Source organism: Halomonas sp. SIMBA_159 (genome assembly GCF_046536035.1).
Taxonomy (GTDB): domain Bacteria; phylum Pseudomonadota; class Gammaproteobacteria; order Pseudomonadales; family Halomonadaceae; genus Vreelandella; species Vreelandella venusta_A.
Genome location: NZ_JAWJBT010000035.1, coordinates 1 through 24,661, shown reverse-complemented (window position 1 = coordinate 24,661; position 24,661 = coordinate 1). Strand labels below are relative to the sequence as shown.

Below are 24,661 nucleotides of genomic sequence, written 5' to 3'. Positions count from 1 at the left end.
TCCGGTATCAGAGAGTCACTGATACCGGAATATCGCATTGTCAGTTCATTGATGAAACTCTTAACTGACTGGCATTAACCACGAGGGTGCCGTTTTTGTTGCTTTTGAAAAGCAGGTCGAGCGTATTACTTTAGACGCTCAAACACCGTCGCAACGCCCTGCCCCATACCGATACACATGGTGGCTAAGCCCAGCGTGGTATCGCGCTGCTGCATCACGTTTAAAAGCGTGGTGCAGATACGCGAACCGGAGCAGCCCAGCGGGTGGCCAAGGGCAATCGCGCCGCCGTTCAGGTTCACTTTTTCGTCCATGGCATCCAGGAAGCCAAGGTCCTTCAGCACCGGCAGGCCTTGAGCGGCAAACGCCTCGTTCAGCTCAACGGTTTGAATATCTGCAGCGGACAAGCCCGCCGCTTTTAGTGCTTTTTTAGACGCAGGCACCGGGCCATAGCCCATGATGGAGGCATCACAACCCGCTACACCGGTCGAGAGCACTTTCGCAATCGGCTCTAGCCCCAGCGCCTGGGCGCGCTCGTAGCTCATGACCGCCATGGCAGATGCACCCACCGACAGTGCCGAGGAAGTGCCTGCGGTAACGGTACCGTTCCGAGGGTCAAACACTGGCTTCAAGTTCGCCATGGACTCAAGGCTGGCGTCGGCGCGGATGACTTCGTCGTTTTTGAACATCACTTTGAAGCCGCGCTGGTCATGGCCTTCTACACAGATAATCTCGTTATCGAAGTAGCCTTTCTCCATAGCCGCTTGAGCGCGCTGGTGCGAGCGCACGCCAAATTTGTCCTGATCTTCACGGGAGATGCCGTGCATTTTACCCAGCAGCTCGGCCGTCAGGCCCATCATCATGGCCGCTTTGGCAGCGTACTTGCTCGCGGCAGGGTTTACATCGACCCCGTGGGCCATGGGAACGTGCTCCATGTGCTCCACACCGCCGATCACATAGAAGTCGCCCATTCCCGCCTTGATGTTCGCAGCGGCGATATGCAGCGCGGTCATTGAAGAGCCGCACAGGCGGTTGACCGTTTGCGCAGGCACAGAGCGCGGAATGCCGGTCATGATCGCCGCGTTGCGGGCGATGTTCATGGACTGTTCCAGCGTCTGGTTAACGCAGCCCCAGATCACATCGTCCACTTCCGACGGGTCTAGGTTGGGGTTACGGGTAAACAGCGCCTGCATCACGGCAGCGGAAAGGTTTTCAGCACGCACGTTGCGGAAAGCGCCATTTTTCACTTTCGCCATGGCGGTACGAACACCGTCAACCACCACGATATCTCTCGGATTCAAACTCATCTTATTTCTCCTGTGGGTGGTGACTTAGGCCTGAGCGCTTGCCGTGGTGCCAGCGTAGAACTGCTCGTTATTCTGTGCCATGGCACGCAGCCTCTCGGTGGGTGCGTAAAGCGGCCCCAGCTCTTCTGCCAAACGGTCGGCCAGCGCGACAAACTCCGCCACGCCCAGCGCATCGACGTAACGCAGCGCACCGCCACGGAAGGGAGGGAAGCCAATGCCGTAAATCAGCGCCATATCGGCTTCTGCTGGCGTATCGACAATGCCATCTTCCAGGCAGCGTACGGTTTCCAGACACAGCGGCACCATCATGCGAGCAATGATGTCTTCATCCGAAAACTCTTTGTGCTCTTTCACCACTTCTTTCACTAGCGCGTAAGCCTGCTCGTCGCTGACTTTCTTCGGCTTACCCTTCTTATCTTCTTCGTAGGCGTAGAAGCCTTTGTCGTTCTTCTGACCCAGGCGCTTGTTGTCGTACATCACTTGAATAGCGGTTTTGCCTTCACGTGCCATACGATCCGGGAAGCCTTCGGCCATCACTTCGTTGGCGTGCACGGCGGTATCCATGCCGACGACATCCAGCAGGTACGCCGGACCCATGGGCCAGCCAAACTTCTCCATGACTTTATCAACGCGCTGGAAGTCGGCGCCCTGCTCGACCAGGAAGCTAAAGCCACCGAAGTAAGGGAACAGTACGCGGTTAACCAGAAACCCTGGGCAATCGTTAACCACAATCGGCGTTTTACCCATGGCGCGGGCGTAAGCCACAGTCGCTGCCACGGCCGCCTCGGAGGTTTTCTCACCGCGAATGACTTCCACCAGCGGCATACGGTGCACCGGGTTAAAGAAGTGCATACCGCAGAAGTTTTCAGGGCGTTTTAAGTTCTTGGCCAGACGGTTGATCGAAATAGTCGAAGTATTAGAGGTTAGAATCGTGTTCTCACCCACCATGCCTTCTACTTCAGTCAACACGGCGTCTTTGACGTTGGGGTTCTCTACCACTGCCTCGACGACCAAATCGACATTACCGAAATCGCCGTAAGAGAGCGTCGGACGGATGTTAGAGAGTTTTTCGGCCATCTGCTCGGTGGTGAGCTTTTTACGCTCTACCTGTTTAGAGAACAGCTTGCGCGCCTCTTTTAGGCCGAGCTCGATGGCGTCGTCCTTGATGTCTTTCATCAGGATGGGCGTGCCTTTGCTGGCGCTTTGGTAGGCAATACCGCCGCCCATAATACCAGCGCCCAGCACGGCGGTTTGCTTCACCGGCTGTGCCTGCTTCTCGTACTTGCTGCCTTTCTTTTTAACGACTTGGTCGTTAATGAACAGGCCTACCAAGTTGAAGGCAACGCTGCTCAGCGCGAGCTTGGCGAAGGATTTGGCTTCAATGGCCTGCGCGCGGGCGCGGGTCTCGCCTGCGCCCTTTTGAATCACTTTGATGGCTTCAACCGGTGCGGGGTAGTGAGGACCCGCCTTGCCCGCCACAAACCCTTTGGCAGTCTCAAACGCCATCATCTGTTCAATGGCATTGAGTTTAAGCGGTGATTTTTTCTCTTCGCGACGAGCCTGGTAATCCAGCTCGCCTGCGTTGGCGCGGTCAAGAATATCCAGCGCCGCTTCTTCTAGCAGCTCATGGGCAACAGCCGCATCCACAGCACCCACTTTAAGTGCTGCATCTGCGCGGTTTTCAGTGCCACCCGCAATCCACTCAACGGCATTGTCAGCACCAATCAGGCGCGGCAGGCGCACGCAGCCCCCCCAACCCGGCAGAATGCCCAGCTTGGTTTCTGGCAGGCCAATTTTGGCCTTCTCGCTCATCACGCGGAAATCGGTGGTCAGCAGCACTTCGCAACCGCCGCCGAGCGCCAAGCCATTGATCGCCGTCACGGTGGGGAACGGCAGGTCTTCAATCGCATTGAAGATGTCATGAACCTTGAGGTTCATCTCCACCAGATACTCTTCGCCTTTGTCGAACAGGCTGTGGAATTCGGTAATATCAGCACCGACGATAAAGGCGTCTTTGCCACTGCGGATCATCAGCCCTTTCAAACCGCTTTCGGCCTGAATCGCTTTTACCGCATCGCCCAGCTCTGCCACAACGGCACTGGATAGCTTGTTGACGGACTCATCTTTCAAATCGAAAGTGAGCATTGCGATGTCATTGCCACCCTGGGTGTCACGACGCTCCACCGTGATGGCATTGCCTTGATAGATCATCCGCGCTCTCTCCACAAGTTCGGGCTGACACGGTATTGGCGTGCCCGCCACGCATTTCATACGGTCGTTTGATTGCCTTAGCTTGGTTGAGTTGCTCGAGTACGTCAAGCCCTGACTTTTGGCTAATCTGCCCGACCAATATAGAACACCCTTCATGCTCATGTTTCTTGCGCATTTTTAAGACAAGCTGGCTAATCACATCGACTTTACTCGCTATCCCAACGATCATATACGTTTCATTAATGAGTTTTGAACGCGATGGGTACACTCTTCACTTCCGCCCGGATGGCTGCGCTGCAAGGGCACGTTGAAAGGATCGTGGAGCGCTTAAAGCCATGGAGCTGGCTATGGCCCCCCATGGCGTTTGCAGCAGGGCTCGGCAGCTTTTTTCTGGTGGATCGCCAACAGTGGCTAGGTGCGGCGTTGGCCCTGGGGCTGCTGTTTGCCTGGCTATTGCTGCTCTCTGAGAGTTTGATTGGTCGCTGGCTGGCCCACCGCGGCCACCCGACGCTTCCAAAGGGCGTCACCGCCTTTATTGCGCAGATGATTCACCAGGAAACGCTCTTTTTTACGCTGCCATTTATCCTGGTGACCACCGTGTGGAACAGCGGACAGGCACTTTTTGCGCTGCTGGTAATAGGCATGGCGATATGGTCGATTGTTGACCCACTCTATTACAAGCTCGCAGGGCGATGGCGCAGCCTCTATTTTATGTTTCATGCCCAGTGCGTCTTTTTAGTACTACTGGTCATTCTGCCAATCATGCTGCATCTCACCACAGCACAGAGCCTGCTGTTAGCACTGGTATTAACAGTCTTGGTAGCCCTGCCAAGCTTTTGGCATTTGTTAAAAAAACGCTCACTCGCTCGCTGGGTCGGCTTTTTTGTCTTAACCGTGGTATTGGCTTATGCCGCTTGGATGGGCCGCGTTTGGGTGCCGCCAGCGAGCTTGTGGATGACCAGCACGGCGCTATCCCCCGCTTTTGACACGCAGCAACGCACGCCTGAAGGCACCATGGCGCTGACCCCAGAGGCCATTCGCAGCAACGGTCTGTATGTGTATACCGCCATTCGCGCCCCCCGGGGGTTAAGCGAAACTATCTACCATGCGTGGCATCATAACGGTGCAGAAATGGACACTGTGGAGCTTGCGATTAACGGCGGGCGCGAACAAGGCTATCGCGCATGGAGCCACAAGCAGAACTTCCCCGAAGACCCATCGGGGGAGTGGCGGGTCGATATTATGACGGACGGTGGCCAGCGGCTGGGCCTGATTCGGTTTACTGTGTCGGAGGATGCTGACAAGGCAACCGTCGCCGATAGCACCATTCAGCCTAGCGGGCTGAGCGCGCTTAATTTACGTCATTTTATCCCTGGAAAGAACGGCACTCAAAGCGATTCATCAGAACCCGAGTAACAGAACGCCTTGCATTCAGCGGCGCGGGTTATGACAATTCGCCTACTTACACTTTTTGGTAGTTAGTTACCTATGGCATCAACTATTGGTTTTCGTATTGCTCGTTTGCCCCACCTGTGGCGCTCGATTCTAGATCGACGCTTAGCACCACTGGGCTTAACTCAAACCCGCTGGGTGACGCTGTATCACCTGTGGAAACTGGGTGAAGGTAACCCCCAGTGTGATTTAGCCCGAGCCATTGGGGTCGAAGCGCCGTCACTGGTGCGAACGCTAGGGCAGCTCGAAGAGCAAGGATTAGTCGAGCGTCGCGCTTGCGACAACGACCGTCGCAGCAAGCGCATCTATCTCACCCCAGCGGCCATGCCGTTACTAGAACAGATCGATAGCGTGGTGCTCGCCGCCCGCCAGGAAATGCTGGCAGGTCTTAGCGAACAGGATTTAGATCAACTGGATAAATGGCTTGCGCTGATCGAAGCCAACGGTTTAACCATCCAAGCCAGGGACCAGGACGGCCCCACAGCTTAGTTGCTTTTACTTGCCTTTTTATACCGCGCCACCTGTATCCAACGGTTTTACAGGTGGGCGGTCTGACAACCCGCTGAGCGCCTCTTTCAAGGGCTCAATATCTGTCAAATACGTGGTAAAACGCTCAGCGGTTTGCGACTCCCACCACCATAGTGTCAACGCGTACTCATTAGACTCCAGCACTAACGCATCTTGAGGCAGACGCTCTAGCAGCGTCTGCAAATGCACAGTTGCCGATTCCGGCAAGGGTCGCAGCGGTGCAATACGCCAACGCCAGCCTGCGTGGTAGGGCTCTAATGCTTCGCTGGCGTTGGTATCGCGCACCAAAACAAAATCTGGGCCGGGGGTTTGCTGAGCATAGTGCCAGCGGTAAGCCGGCATCGTTCCTCGAAAATGATGCAAGGGCGGCTTGGCTATTTTGACGCTCACTCCCTGCTGCGCTGCGCTTGAACGCAGTGCCATTTGCCGTTTTTGCCGCGGACTAGGCTTTAGCCACATGACCGGCGCAATCACAAACATCAGAATAAAAACGATGATTAACCATTCCATTGCAGCATCCACCCTCTTTCTTCAAACTGAACTAGCGATTTCAAAAAACCATGATCTAGGTCGTTGTTAAGTTGCAGCCACCCGCCTAGAGTGAAAGTATCGAACAAAGGCTTTCTTTGTTGCACACCGTCAAGGAGATACGCCATGAGCTATCGCCACATTCTGGTTGCCGTTGACCTAACCAAAGATTCACACAAAATTCTTGAGCGTGCGGTCGCCATTGCTGAACGCAACAACGGGGCCAAAATATCCATCATGCATACCCTGGAACCCTTGGGTTTCGCCTACGGTGGCGATATCCCGATGGACCTTACTAGCATTCAAGACCAGCTAGATGACCATGCAAAGAAGCGTTTAGCTGAAATCGCCGCGCCCCATGTAGAGCCAGCTGATCAGCACGTGGTGGTGGGCATGCCAGATACCGAAATCCACCGTTTTGCTGATGAGCACAATGTTGACCTGATCGTGGTCGGCTCCCATGGCCGCCACGGTTTTGCACTGCTGCTCGGCTCGACCTCCACCGGCGTACTGCATGGAGCACAATGCGACGTGTTAGCCGTACGCGTCGGCAAAAAAGGCGAAAAGAGCGACGAGTAACGTACCTAACGCCAAAGGCCCCTCTCGGGGCCTTTGGTAGCTAACGCGACGGGTTATTCGCCGTTGGCCATCGCCTCAAGCTCCATCCAACGCTCCATCGCCACTTCCAGTGCCTGCTGCACCTTCTCTAGCGCTTGCAACTTGGCTGTTACCGCCGTGGCATCCTGCTGATAAAACGCCGGGTCGCCTATCTCCTGCTCAAGCGTCTCTACGTCACCCTCTAACCGCTCAATTTCAGCGGGCAGCGCATCTAGCTCACGCTGTAGCTTGTAAGAGAGCTTAACGGCTTTTTTAGCCGGTTCCGCCGCTGGGGCTGGAGTAGCTTTCTTAACGGCCTCGCTGGTGGGCTCGGTTTGCTGACGCGCCGCGCCTTCCCACGGTGCAGGGGGCAACTTACCGCCCTGGCGAATCCAGTCGGTATAGCCGCCCACGTATTCACGCACGCGCCCTTCGCCTTCGAAGGCCAGCATGCTGGTGACCACGTTATCCATAAACGTTCGGTCGTGGGAAACCAGCAGCAGAGTGCCATCAAAATCAAGCAGCAGCTCTTCAAGCAGCTCCAACGTTTCCATGTCTAGGTCGTTGGTGGGCTCATCGAGCACCAGCACGTTAGCGGGCTGAGTAAACAGCTTGGCTAACAGCAGGCGGTTGGACTCGCCCCCGGACAGCGCTTTCACCGGCTGACGCACGCGATCTGGAGTGAACAAGAAGTCCTGCAGGTAGCTCATGACATGGCGATCTTTACCACCCACGCTGACTCGGTCGCTACCTTGGGCGACGTTATCGTAAACCGTTTTTTCCAGCTCAAGCCCGGCACGTAACTGGTCAAAATAGGCCACTTTCAGGTTAGTGCCTAACTGCACGCTGCCTTCGGTAGGTGCCAGCTCGCCGAGTAAAATCTTCAATAGCGTGGTTTTACCCGCACCGTTACGGCCAAGGAAGCCAATACGATCACCGCGCATCACTTCTAGGTTCACATTGCCTAGGATGACATCATCCCCGAAGCGCTGCGTAACGCCCTTCAGCTCGACAACCCGCTTACCGGTACGCTCGCCGCTGTCCACGGTGAGATTGGCGGTGCCCTGGCGCTCGCGGCGCTGGCTGCGCTCGACGCGCATTTGTTCAAGCTCACGCACCCGGCCTTCATTACGGGTACGCCGAGCCTTCACGCCCTGGCGAATCCAGACTTCTTCTTGCGCCAATTTTTTATCAAAGAGCGCATTTTCACGCGACTCCACTTCCAGCTCGTGCTGCTTGCGCTCTTGGTACTCGGCGTAAGCACCGGGATAACGGCCCAGTTTACCGCGATCCAGCTCCAGGATATTGGTGGCAAGCTTTGACAGGAACGCCCGGTCGTGGGTGATCAGCAGTACCGCGCCGTTAAAGGCCAGCAGCTGCTCTTCCAGCCACGCGATGGTGTCCAGGTCCAGGTGGTTGGTCGGCTCATCGAGCAGCAGTAAATCGGGCTCGGAGACTAATGCGCGCGCCAGCGCCACACGACGACGCCAGCCGCCGGAAAGCGCGCTCATCTCGGCTTCTGGTGGCAGACCCAGCCGGGTTAACACCACGTCGATACGCTGATGGAACGACCAGCCGTCAATGGCTTCAAGACGCGTTTGCAGCGTCGCCATGCGGTTCATATCCGGGTCGGGGTCATTGATGAGATGCTGATATTCAGAGAGCAGCTCGCCCGCTTCCGGTAGGCCTTGGGCGACCATATCAAAAATCGTCATGCCCGAGGATTCAGGCAGTTCCTGGGCCAGCACGCCGATTTTCAAGCCCGGGGCACGCCAGATGGAGCCGTCGTCGGCCTGAATATCGCCCGCCACCAGCTTTAGTAGCGTGGATTTACCGGTGCCGTTGCGCCCGACCAGCGCCAGCCGCTCGCCTCTTTCAACCGTTAGGTCGGCGCGGTTAAGCAGTACTTGGGTGCCGTAAGCGAGTTGCAGCTGTTCGAGTCGTAACAGGGTCACGCAGTGTCCTCCTTCGTCGTGAGGCGCACAGTGTAACGCATGCATCCGAATTACGATGCACCCTTGTAGAGCCAAGCCCAACAACGTGCTAACGTCACAGGCTAATTAATAACAATAAAGCGGTGTTGAAAAACACGGGCAAGGTGAAATCACCGTGACAGTGACGGTCTCCATGCATTTTGTTAATGAGTTATTTCGTGGCCTAACCGCTGCGGGGCAACCACCCACCCGCTATTTAGAACGAGCAGGCATTTCACCCTTTTTACTCAGTGCTCCTAATGGGCGCGTCACCGTTGAGCAATTTGCTGAGCTCTACCGCCTGCTGGCCGTTGAGCTAGACGATGAAACACCGCGTTTTTTCTCACGCCCTTTACGCTGCTGAACCCTCAAGCTGCTGTGCTTAAGTATGCTAGAGGCACCTACCCTGCAGGTCGCCCTGCATCGCTATACCCAGTTTTTTCGCATACTTCTGGATGATTTTGGCTACAGCTTTACGATTGAAAACGACTTAGCGCGTCTGGCGTTGGAAGAGCATGCGCCGCTGCAGGGCAGCCGCATCTTAGTCCATGAGCTGATGCTAAAACTTTTCCACGGCATCGCTTCCTGGATGATTGCTCGCAAGATACCGCCCGTTTTAATGGAGTGCAGCTACCCGCAGCCCGCCCACAGCGCCGACTATCTCTATTTTTATCCGGGAAAAGTGAAGTTCGACCAGCCACAAACGGCTGTTTACTTCGATAAGTCGCTCTTAGAACACCCTATTCGGCAAACAAAGCAGCATTTGGGGGCTTTTTTACAACGCGCACCGGCGGATTGGTTTTATGTCTCGTTTGAAGACCGCTTAGCCACCCACCGGGTGAGAGAGCACCTCAGCCGTCACTTGCCGGAGGCGTGTACCGTGCAAGAGGTTGCCGAGGCGCTGCATGTCTCTGTTCGGACGCTATCAAGGCATTTACAACTCGAGGGTACGCGCTTTCAAGCCGTTAAGGATGAGTACCGGCGTGACTACGCTATTCAAGCGCTGACCCGAAGCCAGCGGACGCTATCTTCCATCGCAGAAACGCTTGGTTTTGAGGACTTAGCCTGCTTTAGCCGCGCCTTTAAGCAGTGGACAGGCAACTCCCCTGCCGCCTACCGTAAAGCACAGGCGACAGGGTGAGAGGTTCGCGCTTATATCTCGGTACGAATGCGCTTTTTATCTAACTTGCCGACGCTGGTTTTGGGGATTTCATCGACGATACGAATCAGAGAGGGAACGCCCCAACGATTGAGTTTGCCTTGCGCCACAAACTGTTCCATAAAGCCCTGGATAGCCTCTACGGTAGGCGGCTGTTTGAGATCACTGGGTACCACCAGCGCGGCCGGGCGTTCTCCCCACTTATCATCTGCCATGCCTATCACCGCCACTTCGGCAACACCCGGACACTGGCTGATATAGCTTTCCAGCTCCAATGAGGACAGCCACTCACCGCCGGTTTTAATGACATCTTTAATACGGTCGCTAATCGCCAGGAAACCGTGCTCATCCAGAGAACCCACATCTTCGGTATGCAGCCAGCCATCTCGCCATAGCTCCTCACTACGCGCTTCTTCTTTATAGTAAGCCTGGGTTAGCCACGGGGCTTGGACACGCACCTCCCCGACACTTTTGCCATCGTGGGGGAGCGGCTGTCCGTCAACATCGACCACCTGGAGCCTTACAAACGGCACCGGCAGCCCTGCTTTACAGCGCCACGGCAACTGGCTTTCAAAGTCAGCCTCGGCGACCTCTTTGGGTAAAATATCGGCCGTGAGCAGCGGGCACGTTTCCGACATACCGTAGGCACTGCGGGTATCGATCCCCAACGCCCAGGCACGACTTGCCAGTGCCTGAGTTAGTGCGCTGCCGCCGACCAAGACTTTCCAACCGGTTAAATCCACCTTCTTTGACGCTATCGCCTCGGCACTGACCACCATATTAAGCAGCGTCGGCACGCAGTGAGAAAAATCGACCTTTTCGCTGACCAGCAGCTTCACCAGCATCTCAGGCTCGTATTTACCCGGATACACCTGGGTCGCCCCTAACAGCGTGGCCGTGTAAGGGACTCCCCAGGCGTGAACGTGAAACATCGGCGTAATGGGCATATACACCTTATCTCGGTTCAGCAGCTCAAAACCGGGGGCTTGAAACGTGCTGGCCTCGCCTAACGTGTGCAACACAAGCTGGCGGTGGGTAAAAAACACCCCTTTAGGATTACCCGTTGTGCCGGTGGTGTAGAACAGAGTGGCCACGCCATTTTCATCAAAAGAGGGGAAGTCGTAATGGCTTGGTTGCTCAGCCAGCAGCGCTTCAAACTCCCCCACCAGGGGTAGCGACGTAGCCACCTCCTGCGGTGCTTCCTGGCAGAGTAGGTAACCGCGAATGTTAGGCAGTTGATGCGCCAGCGGTTCCAGCAGGGGCACAAAGTCTTCATGCACCAGCACAAAGACATCTTCTGCGTGCTCCATGGTGTAAAGAATCTGCTCGGGTGCTAAACGGACGTTCACCGTATGCAGCACCGCACCGATCATGGGGATGGCGAAAAAGCACTCCAAATAACGGTGGCTGTCCCAATCCAGTACGGCCACCACGTCTCCAGCCTGAACGCCCTGTGAGGTCAGTAGGTGGGCCAGCTGATGGACCCGCTCTTGAAATCGGCGGTAGTCGTGGCGGCTTTGATCGCGATACACAATTTGGTTGTTGCCCGCCATGCGCACACCGGACTCCAGCAGATCCTTGATCAGCATGGGAGGGTTGGTGGCAGAGGACGTAGAAGGAAGCAGTTTTGGCGTTATCGTCGACATAAGACATACCTTTGATTGTTGTTAGATACCTGGGGCGGCTTAACGCTCGATCAATAGCGCGATACCTTGCCCACCGCCAATGCAGAGCGTAATAAGCCCATAGCGCCCCTGAATACGCTCCAGCTCATGCAGCGCTTTTAAGATTAAGATAGCGCCTGTCGCCCCCACTGGGTGGCCAAGAGCAACCGCCCCGCCATTGGGATTTAACTTTTCCAATGGAAAACCAAGCGTCGATGCCACCGCCATCGCTTGGGCCGCAAACGCTTCATTGGATTCAATCACATCGATATCGTTGATCGTAAGCCCTGCCTGCTGAAGGCAGCGCTTGACTGCTGGAATAGGCCCTAACCCCATTAGCGATGGTTCGACCCCCGCCGTGGTGGCCACCCGCAGCCGAGCACGTACCGTCAGCCCCCGCGCCTGTGCCTCTTCGGCATGAGCCAAGACCAGCGTAGCCGCGCCATCATTAATACCCGAGGCGTTGCCAGCCGTGACCACGCCGTCGCGTTTGAAAGCAGGTTTGAGACGCGCTAAATCGCCAAGTTCAACGCCCTCACGGACATGCTCATCACGGGCAAAGGTCAGCGTTTGCTTCCCTTTGGTCACCTCAACTGTAACGATTTGAGTATCAAAACGCCCTTCTGAAATGGCCTGCGCTGCTTTTTGATGGCTATCGAGGGCGAACTGATCCAACTGCTCACGACTCAGCCCGTACTGCTGAGCAATATTTTCAGCGGTGATCCCCATATGGCCACTGCCGAACGGGTCGCTAAGCACGCCGAGGGTTAAATCTTGAATGGCGCAATCCCCCATACGGATGCCGTTACGCGCCTGGGGGGCTAACACATAGGCACCACGGGACATGGTTTCGGCACCGCCTGCTAAGGCAAGTCGGCTGTCGCCTAAGGCAATTTGCTGCGCAGCTGACACCACCGCTTGCACACCGGAGCCGCACAGCCGATTGACATTAAAGGCACCGGCTTCTTTTGGGACGCCTGCATTGAGCGCAATATGGCGGGCCAAATAGGCATCTTCAGGGCCGGTGGTGATAATATGACCGTACACAGAGTGGTCAATGTCATTGCCTTCCACCCCTGCTCGGCGCAGCGCTTCTATGGCCGTAAGGGTACCTAGCTCATGCGGGGCAAAGGATGACAGCGCCCCACCAAAAGCGCCGATGGCCGTGCGTGCACCACCCACAATGACTACGCTATCCAGCTGCATATATGCTCCTTGTTAACAATACTCAGGTCCTAACATCACAGGTCCTTGCATCACGGGGCCTTGCCCAGCAGCGAACGCGCGATCACCTCTTTCATGATCTCGGAGCTGCCGGCGTAAATCGTTTGTACCCGTGCATCCAGATAAAAGCGTGAAATGGGGTACTCCTGGGTGTAGCCGTAGCCACCAAACAGCTGCAAGCAGCGATCAATCGCATGGCACTGCAGTTCGCTCAGCTGTAACTTGAGAATAGCCGCATCGGTGCTACTCATGATGCCCTGTCGATACCGTTCGACGCACTGATCGAAATAGGCTCTTGCCATCTCCAGCTGGGCTTTAATCTGCGCCAGCGTAAAGCGGGTATTTTGAAAGTCGGAGATTCGCTGGCCAAAGGCTTCCCGCTGGGTGACGTACTCAAGCGTTAGCGCTAGCGCACCTTCTATCGCCCCCAAAGCTTGGGCCCCCACGCCCAAACGCTCCCGGGGCAGCTCTTGCATGAGGTAGCGAAACCCTTCGCCCTCTTCACCTAATAGCGCATTAGCAGGCAGTTTCAGTTGATCAAAAGCCAGCTCCGCCGTGTCGCTAGCGTGCTGGCCAATTTTTTTGATCGGCTTGCCTCGAGAAAATCCGGGCAACGACGTGTCCACCAAAAACAGTGAGACCCCTTTTGCGCCAGCCCTGGGGTCTGTTTTCGCGCATACGATTACCAAATCAGCCACTTGGCCGTTGGTGATGAACAGTTTGCTACCGTTGAGCAGCCAACCATCGTCTATACGCGTGGCTCGGGTTTTCATCGCCGCTAAATCACTGCCTGCATGGGGTTCGCTCATGGCAATCGCCCCTAAGCAATCACCTTGCGCCATGCGCGGCAGCCATGTCTCTTTCTGTTCAGGCGACCCCAAGTTCTGCACATAGGGCATGACGATATTGGCGTGAATGTTGTAAGCACTGGCAAGGCCACCAAAACCTTGGCGAGATATCTCCTCAAGTGCCAGTTGGGTGACGGCAATGTCGGCCCCTGAACCGCCATACGCTTCCTCTAGATCAATGCCTAACAGCCCCGCGCCACCCAGCGCCTTCCATAAAGAGCGCGGTATTTCTCCTACGTCTTCCCACTGCGGGTAAAACGGCGCCACTTCCTGTGCTAAGCAGCGGGTAATCATGGTGTGAAAAAGCGCGTGTGTCTGCTCGTCCATCATGACTCCTTAAACTCTTGGCGCAGGTGGCGCTTTAAAATTTTCCCTGCCGTGCTTTTCGGGAGCGCGTCAGTAAAGACAATCCGTTTAGGCACTTTATAGGGCGCCACAATGCTTTTGGTGTGATGAATCAGTTCCTGCTCGCTCGCCTCCTGCCCCTCTTTCAGCACCACCACTGCCGTAATCGCTTCAATCCACTTCTCATCGGGAAGGCCTATCACGGCGACCTCAGCAATCGCAGCGTGCTTAAAGAGTGCCTCTTCCACTTCTCGGCTAGCCACCAACACACCGCCGGTATTAATGACGTCTTTAATACGATCTACGATATATAGGTAACCCGCCTCGTCGATATAGCCGACATCTCCTGAGTGAAACCAGCCGCCTTGAAAAGCTTCAGCGGTCATCGCGGGCTTATCCCAGTAACCCACCATTAGCTGCGGCGATCGATGCACAATTTCACCATGTTCACCAGGGGCAACGTCGTTCCCTTCTAAATCGACAATACGCGTTTCTACCGTAAGGATCGGGCGGCCCGCCGATGCTGGGCGCTCTGAATGCTCTTCAGGTCGTAAAACGGTCGCCAAGGGCGCTATTTCGCTCTGGCCGTAGCAGTTGTATAAGCCCACGCCAGGAAAGCGCCGCTGCATCTCTTCTAGTACCGGTACCGGCATAATAGAGGCACCGTAATAGGCTTTTTTCAGGGTAGAGAGGTCGTGCTGGCCGAACTGCGGATGGCGTAAGAGGCTGATCCACACCGTCGGCGGTGCAAAAAATGAGGCAATCTGGTGCTGCGCAATGGCGGCTAAGCAGCTGTCTGGCATTGGCGCTTCCAGAAGAATAACCGGGGCACCCAGCAGTAACGCGGGCATCAAAAACACGTGCATTTGTGCCGAGTGGTAAAGCGGCAACGCGGCTAACATCGCCTCACTGCCTTTAATATCCAGCTCCACCATGCACGCCATATACTCTGCCATTAACGCCTGATGGCTCATCATCGCGGCCTTGGGCGCGGCGGTCGTACCCGAGGTGTAGAGCAACTGGGCAAGGCTACTGCCCTCTAGCGCTACGTCGGGCTCATTCCTGGAGTGGATCGACCCGACGCTAGCTAATACGTCGAAGCCGCCAGGCTCCACAGCATGCAAGGTGCCATTCACCGTCAGCGTGATTGATTGAGTGGCCTCGCGCACTTTGTCAGCAAGTGAGGCATCACTCAGCATTCCCTTGGCGCCTGACTGCTGCAAAATGTAGCCAAGCTCTTCACTGCTCAGGGCAAAGTTGACCGGGACATGCACAAGCCCAGCCTTAACCGCTGCCAGCCAAGCAATCACATAGGCGTCTGAGTTTTTTCCATAGACGGCGAGGCGGTCTCCCGGGACAAGCCCCGCCTCTAAAAGAGCGTTAGCCACTTGGTTAGCGGCCACGTTGAGGGCTTGATAGCTCCATGAACGGTCAGCAAAGCGAAGCGCAAGCTGCTGGGGGTATTTGCGAGCGCTGCGGTTAAGCGCAGCGCCAATGGTATTACGGTGGATTGAGTTGGTAAGCGTCATGCTAAGTCCTTGTTGTTATTGTCTAAAAGGCTTCAGCGATGAATTAACCCGTTACCAGTGGGCAGACACTTTCTGATAGCGGCCGGAACGCCTCCTCTGCTGGGATAGTGCGCACGACGCGGAAAAGGTCATCTGCATCGACCGACTCTTCTGGCGTTTTCACTTCGACGAGATACATATCATGCACCATACGGCCGTCTTCACGGATATAGCCATTTTTGGCAAAAATATCGTTAATCGGCGTATCGGCCATCTGCTGGCGCACCGTCTGTGTATCGTCGGTACCCACCGCTGCAATGGCCTCTAGATAGTGGCGCGTGCTGGAATAAATCCCGGCGTGCACCATGGTCGGCATGCTGCCTGTGCGCTCACGAAAACGTTCTGCCCAGGCCCGCGTCTCTTCGTTAAGGTCGTAATACCACGCCTTGGTAAACTGCAGCCCTTGCGCATTCTCAAGACCAATACTGCGGATATCGGTACTAAACAGCACCATACCTGCCAGCACCTGACCGGCCTGCGTAATACCAAATTCACCCGCTGTTTGTACGGCGTTAATGGTGTCGCCACCGGCATTGTTTAAGGCAATGACATCCGCGCCAGAGGCTTGCGCTTGTAACATGAACGATGAGAAATCGTTATTGGGGAATGGGTGACGAGCGCGGCCTACAATGGTTCCGCCATTTTCAGTCACTACACGTTCAACGTCCGCTTCAAGCGCATGCCCAAACGAGTAGTCAGCGCTGAGTAGGTACCAGTTTTTATAGCCCTCTTGCGTAATCGCTTTGGCGGTACCATTGGACATTGCCCAGGTGTCATAAACCCAGTGGATATGATTAGGCGAGCAGTGCTCATTGGTAACACCGGATGAAACCGCGCCATTCACTAGGCCCAGCTTATCGGCCTCTTGCAACAAACTTACTGCCGCTAATGTGACCGATGACGCCACCAAGCCTGTGACCATGTCGACGTTGCGCTCGTCGATCCATTCACGTACGACGCTAGAGCCGACATCGGGACTATTTCGGTCATCGGCACTAAAGACAACGATATTGGCACCCTGCACGCTACCGCCAACATCTTCTATCGCCATATGAATGGCATCCTCGCCAAGCGGTCCGATAGGGTCACGGTAAACACCTGACATATCAGCCAAATAGCCAATCCGAATCTCATTATCAGAGATGCCTTCATTGGCCGTTACCTGAGGCGCGTAGACCGCGGAAAGCACCGCTGCGGATAGTGCTGTCATTGCGAAGCGACGTGATAGCTGCATGATATATACCTGTCTATTGTTGTTATTAAGCCAGTATTTACTGTGCATTTATGCGATGAACCACCTGCATAGTAAAAGTAAACACTCGGCTTCTGTTTACCTAACAAGCCAGTTTTTTTGCAATTCGTGCCATTCGTACTGTTTGTGAACGGTAGGAGTATTAGTGGTTGTGGGCCGCCAGCGTTACAATAGCGTTAATGACACATGGCGGAGGAATACAGTTTGGCAAGCACTGAGGCCGATACGTTTTTACCCGAAGCACTGCAATTTCGCCCTGATACCCCATTAGTGGATATTGGCGCGAACCTGACCCATGAAAGTTTCCAGCGCGACCTGGGAGACGTGCTGGCGCGGGCCAAGGCGGCCAATGTCACAACGCTTATCGTGACCGGCACCGATGTCGCCCACGCAAAGCAGGCCGTGCAGATGGCTCAGCAGTACACGGGGGTCTACGCAACGGCAGGCGTTCATCCCCATGATGCTAGTGGGTGGAACGACACGGTCGCCCAAGAAATGCGGCAGCTTTACCGTATGCCGGAGGTCGTGGCAGTTGGCGAGTGCGGATTAGATTTTAATCGCAACTTTTCAACCCCAAAGCAGCAGGAGCATGCGTTCGAGGCCCAGCTGGCTCTGGCAGCAGAAAGCGGCCTGCCGCTGTTTTTGCATGAGCGGGATGCTGGCAAGCGAATGCAAGACATGCTGCGCAGTTGGCGAAATGATATTAGCCAGGCGGTTATACACTGCTTTACGGCAGACCAAGAGACGCTGCATGGCTATCTTGATTTAGATCTGCACATTGGTTTAACGGGCTGGATATGCGATGAGCGCAGAGGCCATCACCTGCGTGACATGGTGCGTGATATACCGCTAGACCGCCTGATGGTGGAAACCGACTGCCCTTACCTACTGCCCCGCAATTTGCCTGCTAAATTGAAGGGACGCCGCCACGAACCAGCGCTACTGCCCTGGATTGTTAAAGAAATAGCCCGCTGGCATGACGTGAGTGATACCGAGCTTGGCGCGGCGACCACTCGCACCGCCCAGCGTTTTTTCCGAATTAAAGCGGACGCTTAAAAGGAGCAACTGCGTGGCTGACTATCCTGGATTTATTGCCATTGAAATAGGCGAAGATAATGGCTTGCCGCTCTCTATAGCGTGGTCGTTACCCGACGGACGCATCAAACAAACGCTGATCCAGCCGGACGACAGCTGGATCACCGAAGATAGCAATGTGATGGGCGCTTATAGCATTGAGGAGTTAGAGAGCTTAGGCGTCAGCCCTCTAGATGTGATTCGTGAATTAGAGAACGACCACTTCTCTGCCACGCTGTACACCAGCGATAACGGTGAAGATGAGGCCGCGCTGGCGCGTTTGTTTGATACCTACGGCCTGGACCCTTTTGTAGAGCTGGCGCCCGCACAGGTATTGTACGATCAGCTCAGTTCTAGTGAATGGCACCGCCTGCGTAGCGAGATGTTTAACGACCTGGGTTTAGAGCCGATGCGTCCGGAGCACGAAATTGAAGTAATGCTCTCACTGCACCAACAACTTAATGAAAAAGATTAAGCGCTAACCTCAGTGGCTTCTAGCAGCGCTCTGCCTGCAGCGATTGCCTGTTCCAGCGTATCGCCCTGCTGATAGTAGCGCGCCAAGGCTAAGTAAAACGCATTGGCGCGTTGCGGCAACCCTTCTGCTAAATAGCGCTGCGCCCTGGCCTCGACTCTCTGCGCAAAGGCATCCCGGTCTACCTCTACTTCGCCTCCTAGGTTATCCACGCTCACGTGGAAGGTACGCCCGCAGGCCTGGGTGAATAACCGTTCCAGCGCCTGAGGAGCAATTTCAGCATTTTCGAACGCCTGCTGCTCTTGGGCGTTACGACCATCGGGCAAGTACCAATAGCCATAATCTTCTAGCAGTCGCCTTTTTTCGCCCGCAATACACCAATGGCTGATTTCATGTAGCGCACTGGCAAAGTAACCACGCGCAAAAATGATCTGATGATAAGGCGTTTGATCGGTGGCCGGTCGATACAGCGGCTCATCGCCACCCTTGACCAAACGCGTTTGGCAATGCGCCGCAAAGACGCCATCAAACAGCGCCATAATATCGCCCAGGGTCCAACGCTCTTGCTCTTCAATCACCATATTGCCACTTTTCCCATGCATTTCGCGCAGTATACCCGCTGTGGCTTAGCCAGCTAAAGAGGAGACAGCAAAGCGCAGCGACTCCTGCTACTCTATCGGCCTTTCTTAGGTCTCTTTGCTAAAGGGGAACCATACCTTGGGCGGCTTCACTAGCGATATCAAATCCATCTATTGGCCAGAAACTCGCACACTGGTCGCGTTGGCTCTGCCTATTTGCGGCGCTCAGCTAGCCCAGGCGGGCATGAGCGTTGTCGATGTCATTATGACTGGTAGACACAACGCGACGGACTTAGCCGCTGTATCGGTTGGTTCTAGCCTCTGGATGCCGCTCATGCTGTTTATGACTGGCACGCTGATGGGGCTAACGCCTATTGTGGCGCACTTACTGGGCGGCCAGCGCAACCACGATATTCGACCAGCGGTGCACCAAGCGCTCTGGGTGGCCTTGGCATTAGGCTTGATAGCCGCCGGCTTATTATGGGTCGCCGTCACGCCCATTTTTGAGCTGATGAACGTACCCCCTGGCGTTGCACAGGAGTCGGCGGCTTATCTGAGCGCCGTTGCCTTTGGGATGCCTGGGATCGCGCTTTTTCAAGCGTTACGCGCCTTCTCAGATGGCATGAATCACACCCGCCCTGCTCTCTGGATCAGCCTTGTCGGGCTTACCGTTAACATCCCCTGTAATTACTTACTGATTTACGGCGGCGAAGGGTTGGTCAGCCTATTTGGCACGATCACTCCAAACATCTTGCAGCAGATCCCTGCGCTGGGTGCCTTTGGCTGCGGCATTGCCACAGCTATCTCCATGTGGACCATGGCCATTGCTATGGCCTTCTATACACGTCGCGGTACCACTTATCGCAGCGTATCGCTTTGGAAGCGGTTGACGCCGCCTAATTTGGCAGGCATCCGTGAACTCGTAGTGGTGGGTGTCCCCATCGGGGTCGCCATTTTTGTTGAAGTCACTCTGTTTACTCTGATCGCGCTATTTATTGCCAGCTTTGGTGAAGTGACTGTGGGCGCCCATCAAATCGCGCTCAGCTACACCACTATCTTATTTATGCTGCCTATGTCGCTAAGCATGGCACTGACAGTTCGAGTAGGTAATACAATGGGCCAGCGACGCTTAGCCATGGCACGTAAAGTTGCCTGGAATGGCATTACGATTAGCGTCATCGTCGCGGCGATCAACAGCACGCTATTGTGGTTTACGGCCCCAACAGTGATTTCGCTATACACGTCAAATACTGAGATTCAGGCATTAGCATTAACTATTATCGCGCTAGCGGTTATTTTTCAGCTGTCGGATTCTCTGCAGGTAAATTTAGCAGGGGCCTTACGAGGCTACAAAGATACGCGCATTGTCATGGTCATTACCGTGCTCTCTTATTGGATTGTGGGCTTAGGAGGGGGCCACTGGTTAGGAACCTATGGCTTGGGAGGTGTGTCTGAACCAATGGGTGTACACGGTTACTGGATTGGGCTGATTGCTGGTCTCAGTACAGCCGCGATATTGCTGGCTTGGCGATTAAAAAAGATCAGTCAACAGGAGTAATCCATGCCTCCCAAACAACGTTGTGGCATGTGGCTAGCTGCTTCGGCGAGCCTATTTCTGGTGGGATGTGGTGACAACAGCGCCGACCAAGCCTGGGCAGGCTACCATCAACAGCTGGCGGATGCCCTCAATCTTCCTCCACCTGAACGAATAGATCCGCGAAATATTGATGCTTTTCCTGAACGCCAGCAGCGCTTAATCGAGGTGCCAGAAACGCGTGATGGCATGCTCAATATCTATGCACTTCGCGAGTGCCAAATTACTTCGCTGATTGCCGCACGCAACAATCAGCTCGGCCGTGTTGCCCCACCGAGCCAGCAGTGGCTGTACGAGCGCACGCTTTGGCAGCGGCTAGATGCCTGCTGGAATAGCGAGGTGCCAGAGGGATTGAGCGACGATGACAAAACTCGCCTAGCGAGTTTAACGGCGTTAAAAACCGAACAACTCCCAGCAGTAAGTTGGAACGCGATCTTTGACTCTGAAGAGTGGGAAAAAAGCTTCTCCCGAGCCAGCAGCCCGCTGCCTGCTCAGCAGCAGATCGATATTTCCGATCAGCTGGAAGCTGCCCAGTACCTTGAGCGGATGGTGGCTGAGCAATTCAACCTTAGCTGGGAGCAAGATTCATCACGCCTCGAAGGTCATCTTAAAACGCTGCAAGAGCGCCCTTTGACTGCCGAAGTATTGCGCACTTTGCTACTTGCCGAGCAGCGTCTCAGTGAAGCAAATGAACTTTTAGAGCGCGCACCTGCCCAGAGTCGCTGTTTATCTGTTAACGAACCTGCTTGGTTAGCCACCCTGACGCAGCAGTCTGAACAGTGGCTGACCCACGTCAATCAATTAATTGACGTTCACCCTATTTCCTCCCCTGAGGCTATTACGGCCTATCAAACCTCGTGGCTCTCTATGAGTAACCCTGAGGCACCTTGGCTACAATTTCAGAATGCTTTGGAAGAGCACCAGCAACTAAAAGCGGCATTTTCTGCCTGTGATGTCGATTAAAAATCATGTTTGCGCTTAACCTTGCGGTCAAGCTGTGCTATTGGTGAAGGAAGCGGCAGGCAGTAAACGCTGTCTGCCAATGTCGTGACCACGCAGTACAAGGAGGGACACCATGGGCGCACCCCTGTCAACTCGCTCTGCCCAGGTCATCGACCTGGAAACCGTGCGTCAGCGTCAGCAGGCGCGAAAGTGTTTAGTTCGTTTAGCACCAGAGCTAGATGGCTTAGAGATGGTCTACCAGCTCGCTGCGAGTCCCGACACCTACTACGGCCTGCCCATTCTTGCCTGGGGGCTTAGGGAAGATGGCAACGTTGTGGGGCTAGTTCCTTGGATGGAGTCGCTGGCGGCCTGCCATGAGCTGGATAGTCATGAAAGCGGTTTCTTCGTCGGCTACCGAGACCCTGAAACCGACGAAATCTTCGAGCTTCCCCCTGACCACAAGTACGATGAGCTAAGCGCCGCTGCCAGCTATTTTGAGTATGAGGCTTCTAGCGATATCACCTTCATTCAGCAGCTCCCTGATACTCTGGGCACACATGCACTCTGCATGAACCACCCTAATGCGCCATGGCACATGAAGCCTGTGTACGGATGGCGGCTGTATAGCGATGGCAGCATAGAAGCGATGGTGGCAGACGAACAAAAAGCCACCATGACCCCCATTCTACTGGGCGACAAGTGCTTGTACGACGCGCATTCCCGGCATCAAACCGTCTATTTCTTCCAACGCCATATTGCTAATCGCATTCTGGAAGAGGATCCAGCCACGCTTGAGGCACTCGCCATGATGGTAGTGCCGAGTAGCGATCACGCTTAGCGATAATAGGCAAGGCGCTACACCCTTAGTCGGTGAGCGCCTTGCTTTGGCTCCACAAGATCACGCTAAGCGGATAAAGTAGACATACTGATCGTCTGCGATATTTTTATCTATCAGCTCATGCCCTAAAAATTGACAAAATTTGGGCACATCGCGCGTAGTCGCAGGGTCAGTCGCCACGACCTTCAATACTTGGCCTGCCGTCATATCACGGACTTTGTTATGCATCAGCATAATAGGCTCAGGGCAATACAGCCCGGTGGTATCGAGTGCAGCATCAAACGCGTGGTGGTCATCGGTATTATCAGTCATCGACTCTCTCGTTTAGGAAACAGACACTATGATAAAAGTCATCATTGAACGACGCATTATGCCCGGTTTAGAAGATGAATATGAGCAAGCAGCGCGCGAAGCAATGCGCGTTTCACTGGGCGTCAGGGGCTTCGTTGGTGGTGAAACTTTGGTTGAGCTTGGCCACACAGACCGCCGTTTAATGATTACCAAATGGCGCGATTTGCGCGCATGGAAAGAGTGGCACGCCAGTGAAGAGCGCGCCATGGCAATGCAGCGTATTTTACCGCTACTCACCGAAGACGAAACTATCCGCATTTATGAACCAGGCTACTAGCCCAACGGCGGATACCCGCCCAGGTTAGTGAGCCAGCCTAACGTATACCGTCACCTCTTCCCGATCGTGGTAGAGGTGGCGACAACGAATAGTGGCTCTCACGCCCGCGGTCGCTAACGCTTCTTCCAACGTTACCAAGCAACGCGTTACTTCATCCCAGCGCTTTTTCATCGGTAATTTGAGGTTAAAAATAGCCTCACGGCACCATTTGCGTGTTAGCCAGCGCTCAACCATGGCCAACACGCGCACCGGCTTGTCGACGATGTCACACACCAGCCAGTCCAAACGCTGGGGCGGCTCCCAGGTAAAACCATCTTCACGCAGATGATCGATCTGACCGGTGGCCATGAGCTGTTTGTCCATTGGACCGTTATCAATGGCGTAAACATACATACCACGCTGCACAAGCTGCCATGTCCAGCCACCTGGCGCTGCACCGAGATCTGCTGCCTGCATATGCGCAGCTAAACGTTCATCCCACTCGTCCCGGGGGATAAACTCATGCCAAGCTTCTTCAAGCTTTAACGTCGAACGGCTAGGCGCGCGCGAAGGAAAACGCAGCCGACGTATCCCATTGATTAACTCGCTGCGGTTATCCGGAAAGCTCATCCCTAGCTGCACACGATCGCCATCGGTCCAGAAAATATGTAGCCGTCGAGCACCCGCCTTGCCTCGCAGGGCACCGCGCTTTTTCAACATACTCTGCAGTGGCTTTGTGAGTGCTTTGATCAAGCCAGCAAGCGCTTTACCATCGTTGGTATCCGGCGTTTCATGCCAGATCTCTTCAAAACTCCAACGGCTCGCCTTTACTTGATCCAGTATAGCGGTGAGACGATCATCCCGGGAGAGTGTTAGCGCAGGCAGCGCAGCCAGACTTTGTCTTGCAAATATAAGACGCTTAAACGCAGCCTGACGATGCAAATCGTTAATCGCCTCACCATCCTGACGCGTTAAACTTACCCAGCCCTCTCCTTGCGTAGGCTCGCAGATAATCTCCTGCTGCTTCGCATGGTGTTGCATTTCTGCCAACGCATCGCTTTCAAAGCCCGGCCGACAGTAAACTAGCCATGACGTGGGTACCGTGTCACTCACCTTTCACCTCAAACATAATATGCCACCAATAGACACGAACGTACTTAAAAGCTTTGCTCGCGCTGCGGCATGCATCATAGCACTTTCTATGTGCCTCGCTCTAAGCGTGCGTCGTCTTTTACTGAGAAGTGGCGTACACTATCCAAATAGTCCTTTCTTTATGGAGAGGGCTTTTTTTATGCCATTCAACACCATTTGTATAACAACGCAGCCAGCCTTTTGCTACTGCGTTTGCCAAGGAGAGCATCATGGGGCAGCGTCCTCCCCTTCTAATCAACCGGCTTGATGCAGACCGTCTGCAGCGCCTGATTGATGCAGCGACTGAAAAGGATCAAATGGTGGCTGAGCTACTGCAAGATGAGCTCAGTCGCGGGGAAGTCGTCGATCCCGAAGAAATCCCTGATAACGTTGTGAGTATGAATAGCCAAATTCAGTTTACCGATCTCACGCGTAATCAGCAGATGATACGTACACTGGTTTACCCGCACTCTCTGGGTAACACCCAAGACGCCATTTCCATTATGGCGCCCATTGGAGCTAGCCTGTTAGGCCTAAAGGTAGGCGATACTATCGATTGGCCACTGCCCAACCAGCAGGCAACTCGTTTACGGGTAGACGCCATTCTTTGGCAGCCAGAACGCGAGAAACAGTACCACCGCTAATCGTTTAGCAACCTATCTTAGCCGCTCCTAACGGGCGGCTTTTTTATTGCTGATACTCCGCGGGCGTAATACGTCCACAGCAAAAAGCCCCGAGCAGGCGGTGCACGGGGCTTGGGGTTATGGTGCGC

General features: G+C 54.7%; 23 protein-coding genes and 1 pseudogene. 12 read left to right on the top strand and 12 right to left on the bottom strand.

The annotated features are described in order from the left end of the window. Window positions 1-125 precede the first annotated feature (125 nt). Window positions 126-1,304 (bottom strand): acetyl-CoA C-acyltransferase FadA, encoded by a 1,179-nt coding sequence (gene fadA / locus R0J87_RS17630; protein ID WP_498887780.1) that lies wholly within the window; start codon window positions 1,302-1,304, stop codon window positions 126-128. Window positions 1,305-1,328: 24 nt separating this feature from the next. Further along, window positions 1,329-3,515: a fatty acid oxidation complex subunit alpha FadB gene (gene fadB / locus R0J87_RS17625; RefSeq protein ID WP_498887778.1), complete on the bottom strand. Its 2,187-nt coding sequence runs from the start codon at window positions 3,513-3,515 to the stop codon at window positions 1,329-1,331. A gap of 258 nt (window positions 3,516-3,773) precedes the next feature. Here fadB and R0J87_RS17620 point away from each other — a divergent pair, with 258 nt between their 5' ends. Both R0J87_RS17620 and slyA read left to right on the top strand, forming a co-directional pair. Beyond that, window positions 3,774-4,931: a DUF5924 family protein gene (locus R0J87_RS17620; protein WP_498887776.1), complete on the top strand. Its 1,158-nt coding sequence runs from the start codon at window positions 3,774-3,776 to the stop codon at window positions 4,929-4,931. A gap of 72 nt (window positions 4,932-5,003) precedes the next feature. Then, window positions 5,004-5,456: a transcriptional regulator SlyA gene (gene slyA / locus R0J87_RS17615; protein WP_188640469.1), complete on the top strand. Its 453-nt coding sequence runs from the start codon at window positions 5,004-5,006 to the stop codon at window positions 5,454-5,456. Between the two features lie 18 nt (window positions 5,457-5,474). Here the strand turns inward: slyA and R0J87_RS17610 are convergent, their stop codons facing one another. Further along, a complete protein-coding gene (locus R0J87_RS17610) occupies window positions 5,475-6,005 on the bottom strand; it encodes a preprotein translocase subunit YajC (protein WP_498887774.1) in 531 nt (176 codons plus the stop codon). 144 nt (window positions 6,006-6,149) lie between these two features. On the opposite strand from R0J87_RS17610, the gene R0J87_RS17605 reads away from it, so the two are divergent. Then, window positions 6,150-6,602 carry a universal stress protein gene (locus tag R0J87_RS17605; RefSeq protein ID WP_404345360.1) on the top strand — a complete coding sequence of 151 codons (453 nt, stop codon included), beginning with the start codon at window positions 6,150-6,152 and terminating at the stop codon, window positions 6,600-6,602. A gap of 53 nt (window positions 6,603-6,655) precedes the next feature. Here the strand turns inward: R0J87_RS17605 and R0J87_RS17600 are convergent, their stop codons facing one another. Further along, window positions 6,656-8,575 carry an ATP-binding cassette domain-containing protein gene (locus R0J87_RS17600; RefSeq protein WP_498887772.1) on the bottom strand — a complete coding sequence of 640 codons (1,920 nt, stop codon included), beginning with the start codon at window positions 8,573-8,575 and terminating at the stop codon, window positions 6,656-6,658. A gap of 172 nt (window positions 8,576-8,747) precedes the next feature. On the opposite strand from R0J87_RS17600, the pseudogene R0J87_RS17595 reads away from it, so the two are divergent. Both R0J87_RS17595 and R0J87_RS17590 read left to right on the top strand, forming a co-directional pair. Then, window positions 8,748-9,323, top strand: a pseudogene (locus R0J87_RS17595) (AraC family transcriptional regulator); the annotation flags it as partial. A 108-nt stretch (window positions 9,324-9,431) separates the two neighbouring features. Beyond that, entirely contained in the window at window positions 9,432-9,734 is a 303-nt protein-coding gene (locus tag R0J87_RS17590; protein ID WP_498887782.1) for a helix-turn-helix domain-containing protein, read from the top strand. 11 nt (window positions 9,735-9,745) lie between these two features. Here R0J87_RS17590 and R0J87_RS17585 read toward each other — a convergent pair whose 3' ends face one another. Genes R0J87_RS17585 through R0J87_RS17565 form a run of 5 tightly spaced genes read right to left on the bottom strand, consistent with a single transcriptional unit; the run spans window position 9,746 to window position 16,635 of the window. After that, entirely contained in the window at window positions 9,746-11,398 is a 1,653-nt protein-coding gene (locus R0J87_RS17585) for a fatty acid--CoA ligase (protein ID WP_498887771.1), read from the bottom strand. A gap of 39 nt (window positions 11,399-11,437) precedes the next feature. Then, the gene (gene bktB / locus R0J87_RS17580) at window positions 11,438-12,622 is read right to left on the bottom strand and encodes a beta-ketothiolase BktB (RefSeq protein WP_498887770.1); all 1,185 of its coding nucleotides are present in this window, start codon (window positions 12,620-12,622) and stop codon (window positions 11,438-11,440) included. A 50-nt stretch (window positions 12,623-12,672) separates the two neighbouring features. Further along, window positions 12,673-13,815: an acyl-CoA dehydrogenase family protein gene (locus R0J87_RS17575; protein ID WP_498887768.1), complete on the bottom strand. Its 1,143-nt coding sequence runs from the start codon at window positions 13,813-13,815 to the stop codon at window positions 12,673-12,675. Further along, on the bottom strand, window positions 13,815-15,362 hold the full coding sequence (locus tag R0J87_RS17570) for a fatty acyl-CoA synthetase (RefSeq protein WP_498887766.1): 1,548 nt from the start codon (window positions 15,360-15,362) through the stop codon (window positions 13,815-13,817). Before R0J87_RS17570 ends, R0J87_RS17575 begins: the two co-directional genes overlap by 1 nt. Window positions 15,363-15,405: 43 nt before the next feature. After that, window positions 15,406-16,635: an ABC transporter substrate-binding protein gene (locus tag R0J87_RS17565; protein ID WP_498887764.1), complete on the bottom strand. Its 1,230-nt coding sequence runs from the start codon at window positions 16,633-16,635 to the stop codon at window positions 15,406-15,408. A 204-nt stretch (window positions 16,636-16,839) separates the two neighbouring features. Here R0J87_RS17565 and R0J87_RS17560 point away from each other — a divergent pair, with 204 nt between their 5' ends. Further along, a complete protein-coding gene (locus R0J87_RS17560; RefSeq protein ID WP_498887763.1) occupies window positions 16,840-17,709 on the top strand; it encodes a TatD family hydrolase in 870 nt (289 codons plus the stop codon). Window positions 17,710-17,722: 13 nt separating this feature from the next. Continuing rightward, window positions 17,723-18,202 carry a hypothetical protein gene (locus tag R0J87_RS17555; RefSeq protein WP_188640480.1) on the top strand — a complete coding sequence of 160 codons (480 nt, stop codon included), beginning with the start codon at window positions 17,723-17,725 and terminating at the stop codon, window positions 18,200-18,202. On the opposite strand, the gene R0J87_RS17550 is transcribed toward R0J87_RS17555, so the two are convergent. After that, complete coding sequence (locus R0J87_RS17550) at window positions 18,199-18,801, bottom strand: elongation factor P hydroxylase (protein ID WP_498887761.1); 603 nt, start codon at window positions 18,799-18,801, stop codon at window positions 18,199-18,201. The two genes, R0J87_RS17555 and R0J87_RS17550, sit on opposite strands and share 4 nt — an antisense overlap. Before the next feature lie 115 nt (window positions 18,802-18,916). Here R0J87_RS17550 and R0J87_RS17545 point away from each other — a divergent pair, with 115 nt between their 5' ends. From R0J87_RS17545 to R0J87_RS17535, 3 genes are all read left to right on the top strand, one after another. Beyond that, window positions 18,917-20,335 (top strand): MATE family efflux transporter, encoded by a 1,419-nt coding sequence (locus R0J87_RS17545; protein WP_498887759.1) that lies wholly within the window; start codon window positions 18,917-18,919, stop codon window positions 20,333-20,335. Between the two features lie 3 nt (window positions 20,336-20,338). Beyond that, window positions 20,339-21,334: a DUF3080 family protein gene (locus R0J87_RS17540; protein ID WP_498887757.1), complete on the top strand. Its 996-nt coding sequence runs from the start codon at window positions 20,339-20,341 to the stop codon at window positions 21,332-21,334. A gap of 112 nt (window positions 21,335-21,446) precedes the next feature. After that, window positions 21,447-22,151, top strand: a complete 705-nt coding sequence (locus R0J87_RS17535) for a hypothetical protein (protein WP_498887755.1) — start codon at window positions 21,447-21,449, stop codon at window positions 22,149-22,151. Between the two features lie 60 nt (window positions 22,152-22,211). Here R0J87_RS17535 and tusA read toward each other — a convergent pair whose 3' ends face one another. Beyond that, entirely contained in the window at window positions 22,212-22,463 is a 252-nt protein-coding gene (gene tusA, locus R0J87_RS17530; RefSeq protein ID WP_404345347.1) for a sulfurtransferase TusA, read from the bottom strand. A gap of 28 nt (window positions 22,464-22,491) precedes the next feature. Between tusA and R0J87_RS17525 the strand changes: the two genes are divergently transcribed. Beyond that, entirely contained in the window at window positions 22,492-22,779 is a 288-nt protein-coding gene (locus R0J87_RS17525; protein ID WP_404345346.1) for an antibiotic biosynthesis monooxygenase family protein, read from the top strand. A gap of 24 nt (window positions 22,780-22,803) precedes the next feature. On the opposite strand, the gene rlmM is transcribed toward R0J87_RS17525, so the two are convergent. After that, window positions 22,804-23,871: a 23S rRNA (cytidine(2498)-2'-O)-methyltransferase RlmM gene (rlmM, locus tag R0J87_RS17520; protein ID WP_498887753.1), complete on the bottom strand. Its 1,068-nt coding sequence runs from the start codon at window positions 23,869-23,871 to the stop codon at window positions 22,804-22,806. Window positions 23,872-24,119: 248 nt separating this feature from the next. Here rlmM and rnk point away from each other — a divergent pair, with 248 nt between their 5' ends. Further along, window positions 24,120-24,533: a nucleoside diphosphate kinase regulator gene (gene rnk / locus R0J87_RS17515; protein ID WP_404345344.1), complete on the top strand. Its 414-nt coding sequence runs from the start codon at window positions 24,120-24,122 to the stop codon at window positions 24,531-24,533. Window positions 24,534-24,661 lie beyond the last annotated feature (128 nt).

What these genes read in the sequence shown, in the direction of transcription:
- R0J87_RS17565 (WP_498887764.1), bottom strand. Translation starts at nt 16,635, where the DNA reads ATGCAGCTATCACGTCGCTTCGCAATGACAGCACTATCCGCAGCGGTG.
- R0J87_RS17525 (WP_404345346.1), top strand. Translation starts at nt 22,492, where the DNA reads ATGATAAAAGTCATCATTGAACGACGCATTATGCCCGGTTTAGAAGAT.
- tusA (WP_404345347.1), bottom strand. Translation starts at nt 22,463, where the DNA reads ATGACTGATAATACCGATGACCACCACGCGTTTGATGCTGCACTCGAT.
- R0J87_RS17540 (WP_498887757.1), top strand. Translation starts at nt 20,339, where the DNA reads ATGCCTCCCAAACAACGTTGTGGCATGTGGCTAGCTGCTTCGGCGAGC.
- slyA (WP_188640469.1), top strand. Translation starts at nt 5,004, where the DNA reads ATGGCATCAACTATTGGTTTTCGTATTGCTCGTTTGCCCCACCTGTGG.
- R0J87_RS17535 (WP_498887755.1), top strand. Translation starts at nt 21,447, where the DNA reads ATGGGCGCACCCCTGTCAACTCGCTCTGCCCAGGTCATCGACCTGGAA.
- R0J87_RS17620 (WP_498887776.1), top strand. Translation starts at nt 3,774, where the DNA reads ATGGGTACACTCTTCACTTCCGCCCGGATGGCTGCGCTGCAAGGGCAC.
- bktB (WP_498887770.1), bottom strand. Translation starts at nt 12,622, where the DNA reads ATGCAGCTGGATAGCGTAGTCATTGTGGGTGGTGCACGCACGGCCATC.
- R0J87_RS17610 (WP_498887774.1), bottom strand. Translation starts at nt 6,005, where the DNA reads ATGGAATGGTTAATCATCGTTTTTATTCTGATGTTTGTGATTGCGCCG.
- R0J87_RS17585 (WP_498887771.1), bottom strand. Translation starts at nt 11,398, where the DNA reads ATGTCGACGATAACGCCAAAACTGCTTCCTTCTACGTCCTCTGCCACC.
- R0J87_RS17605 (WP_404345360.1), top strand. Translation starts at nt 6,150, where the DNA reads ATGAGCTATCGCCACATTCTGGTTGCCGTTGACCTAACCAAAGATTCA.
- R0J87_RS17575 (WP_498887768.1), bottom strand. Translation starts at nt 13,815, where the DNA reads ATGGACGAGCAGACACACGCGCTTTTTCACACCATGATTACCCGCTGC.
- fadB (WP_498887778.1), bottom strand. Translation starts at nt 3,515, where the DNA reads ATGATCTATCAAGGCAATGCCATCACGGTGGAGCGTCGTGACACCCAG.
- R0J87_RS17570 (WP_498887766.1), bottom strand. Translation starts at nt 15,362, where the DNA reads ATGACGCTTACCAACTCAATCCACCGTAATACCATTGGCGCTGCGCTT.
- R0J87_RS17560 (WP_498887763.1), top strand. Translation starts at nt 16,840, where the DNA reads ATGGCGGAGGAATACAGTTTGGCAAGCACTGAGGCCGATACGTTTTTA.
- R0J87_RS17550 (WP_498887761.1), bottom strand. Translation starts at nt 18,801, where the DNA reads ATGCATGGGAAAAGTGGCAATATGGTGATTGAAGAGCAAGAGCGTTGG.
- rnk (WP_404345344.1), top strand. Translation starts at nt 24,120, where the DNA reads ATGGGGCAGCGTCCTCCCCTTCTAATCAACCGGCTTGATGCAGACCGT.
- fadA (WP_498887780.1), bottom strand. Translation starts at nt 1,304, where the DNA reads ATGAGTTTGAATCCGAGAGATATCGTGGTGGTTGACGGTGTTCGTACC.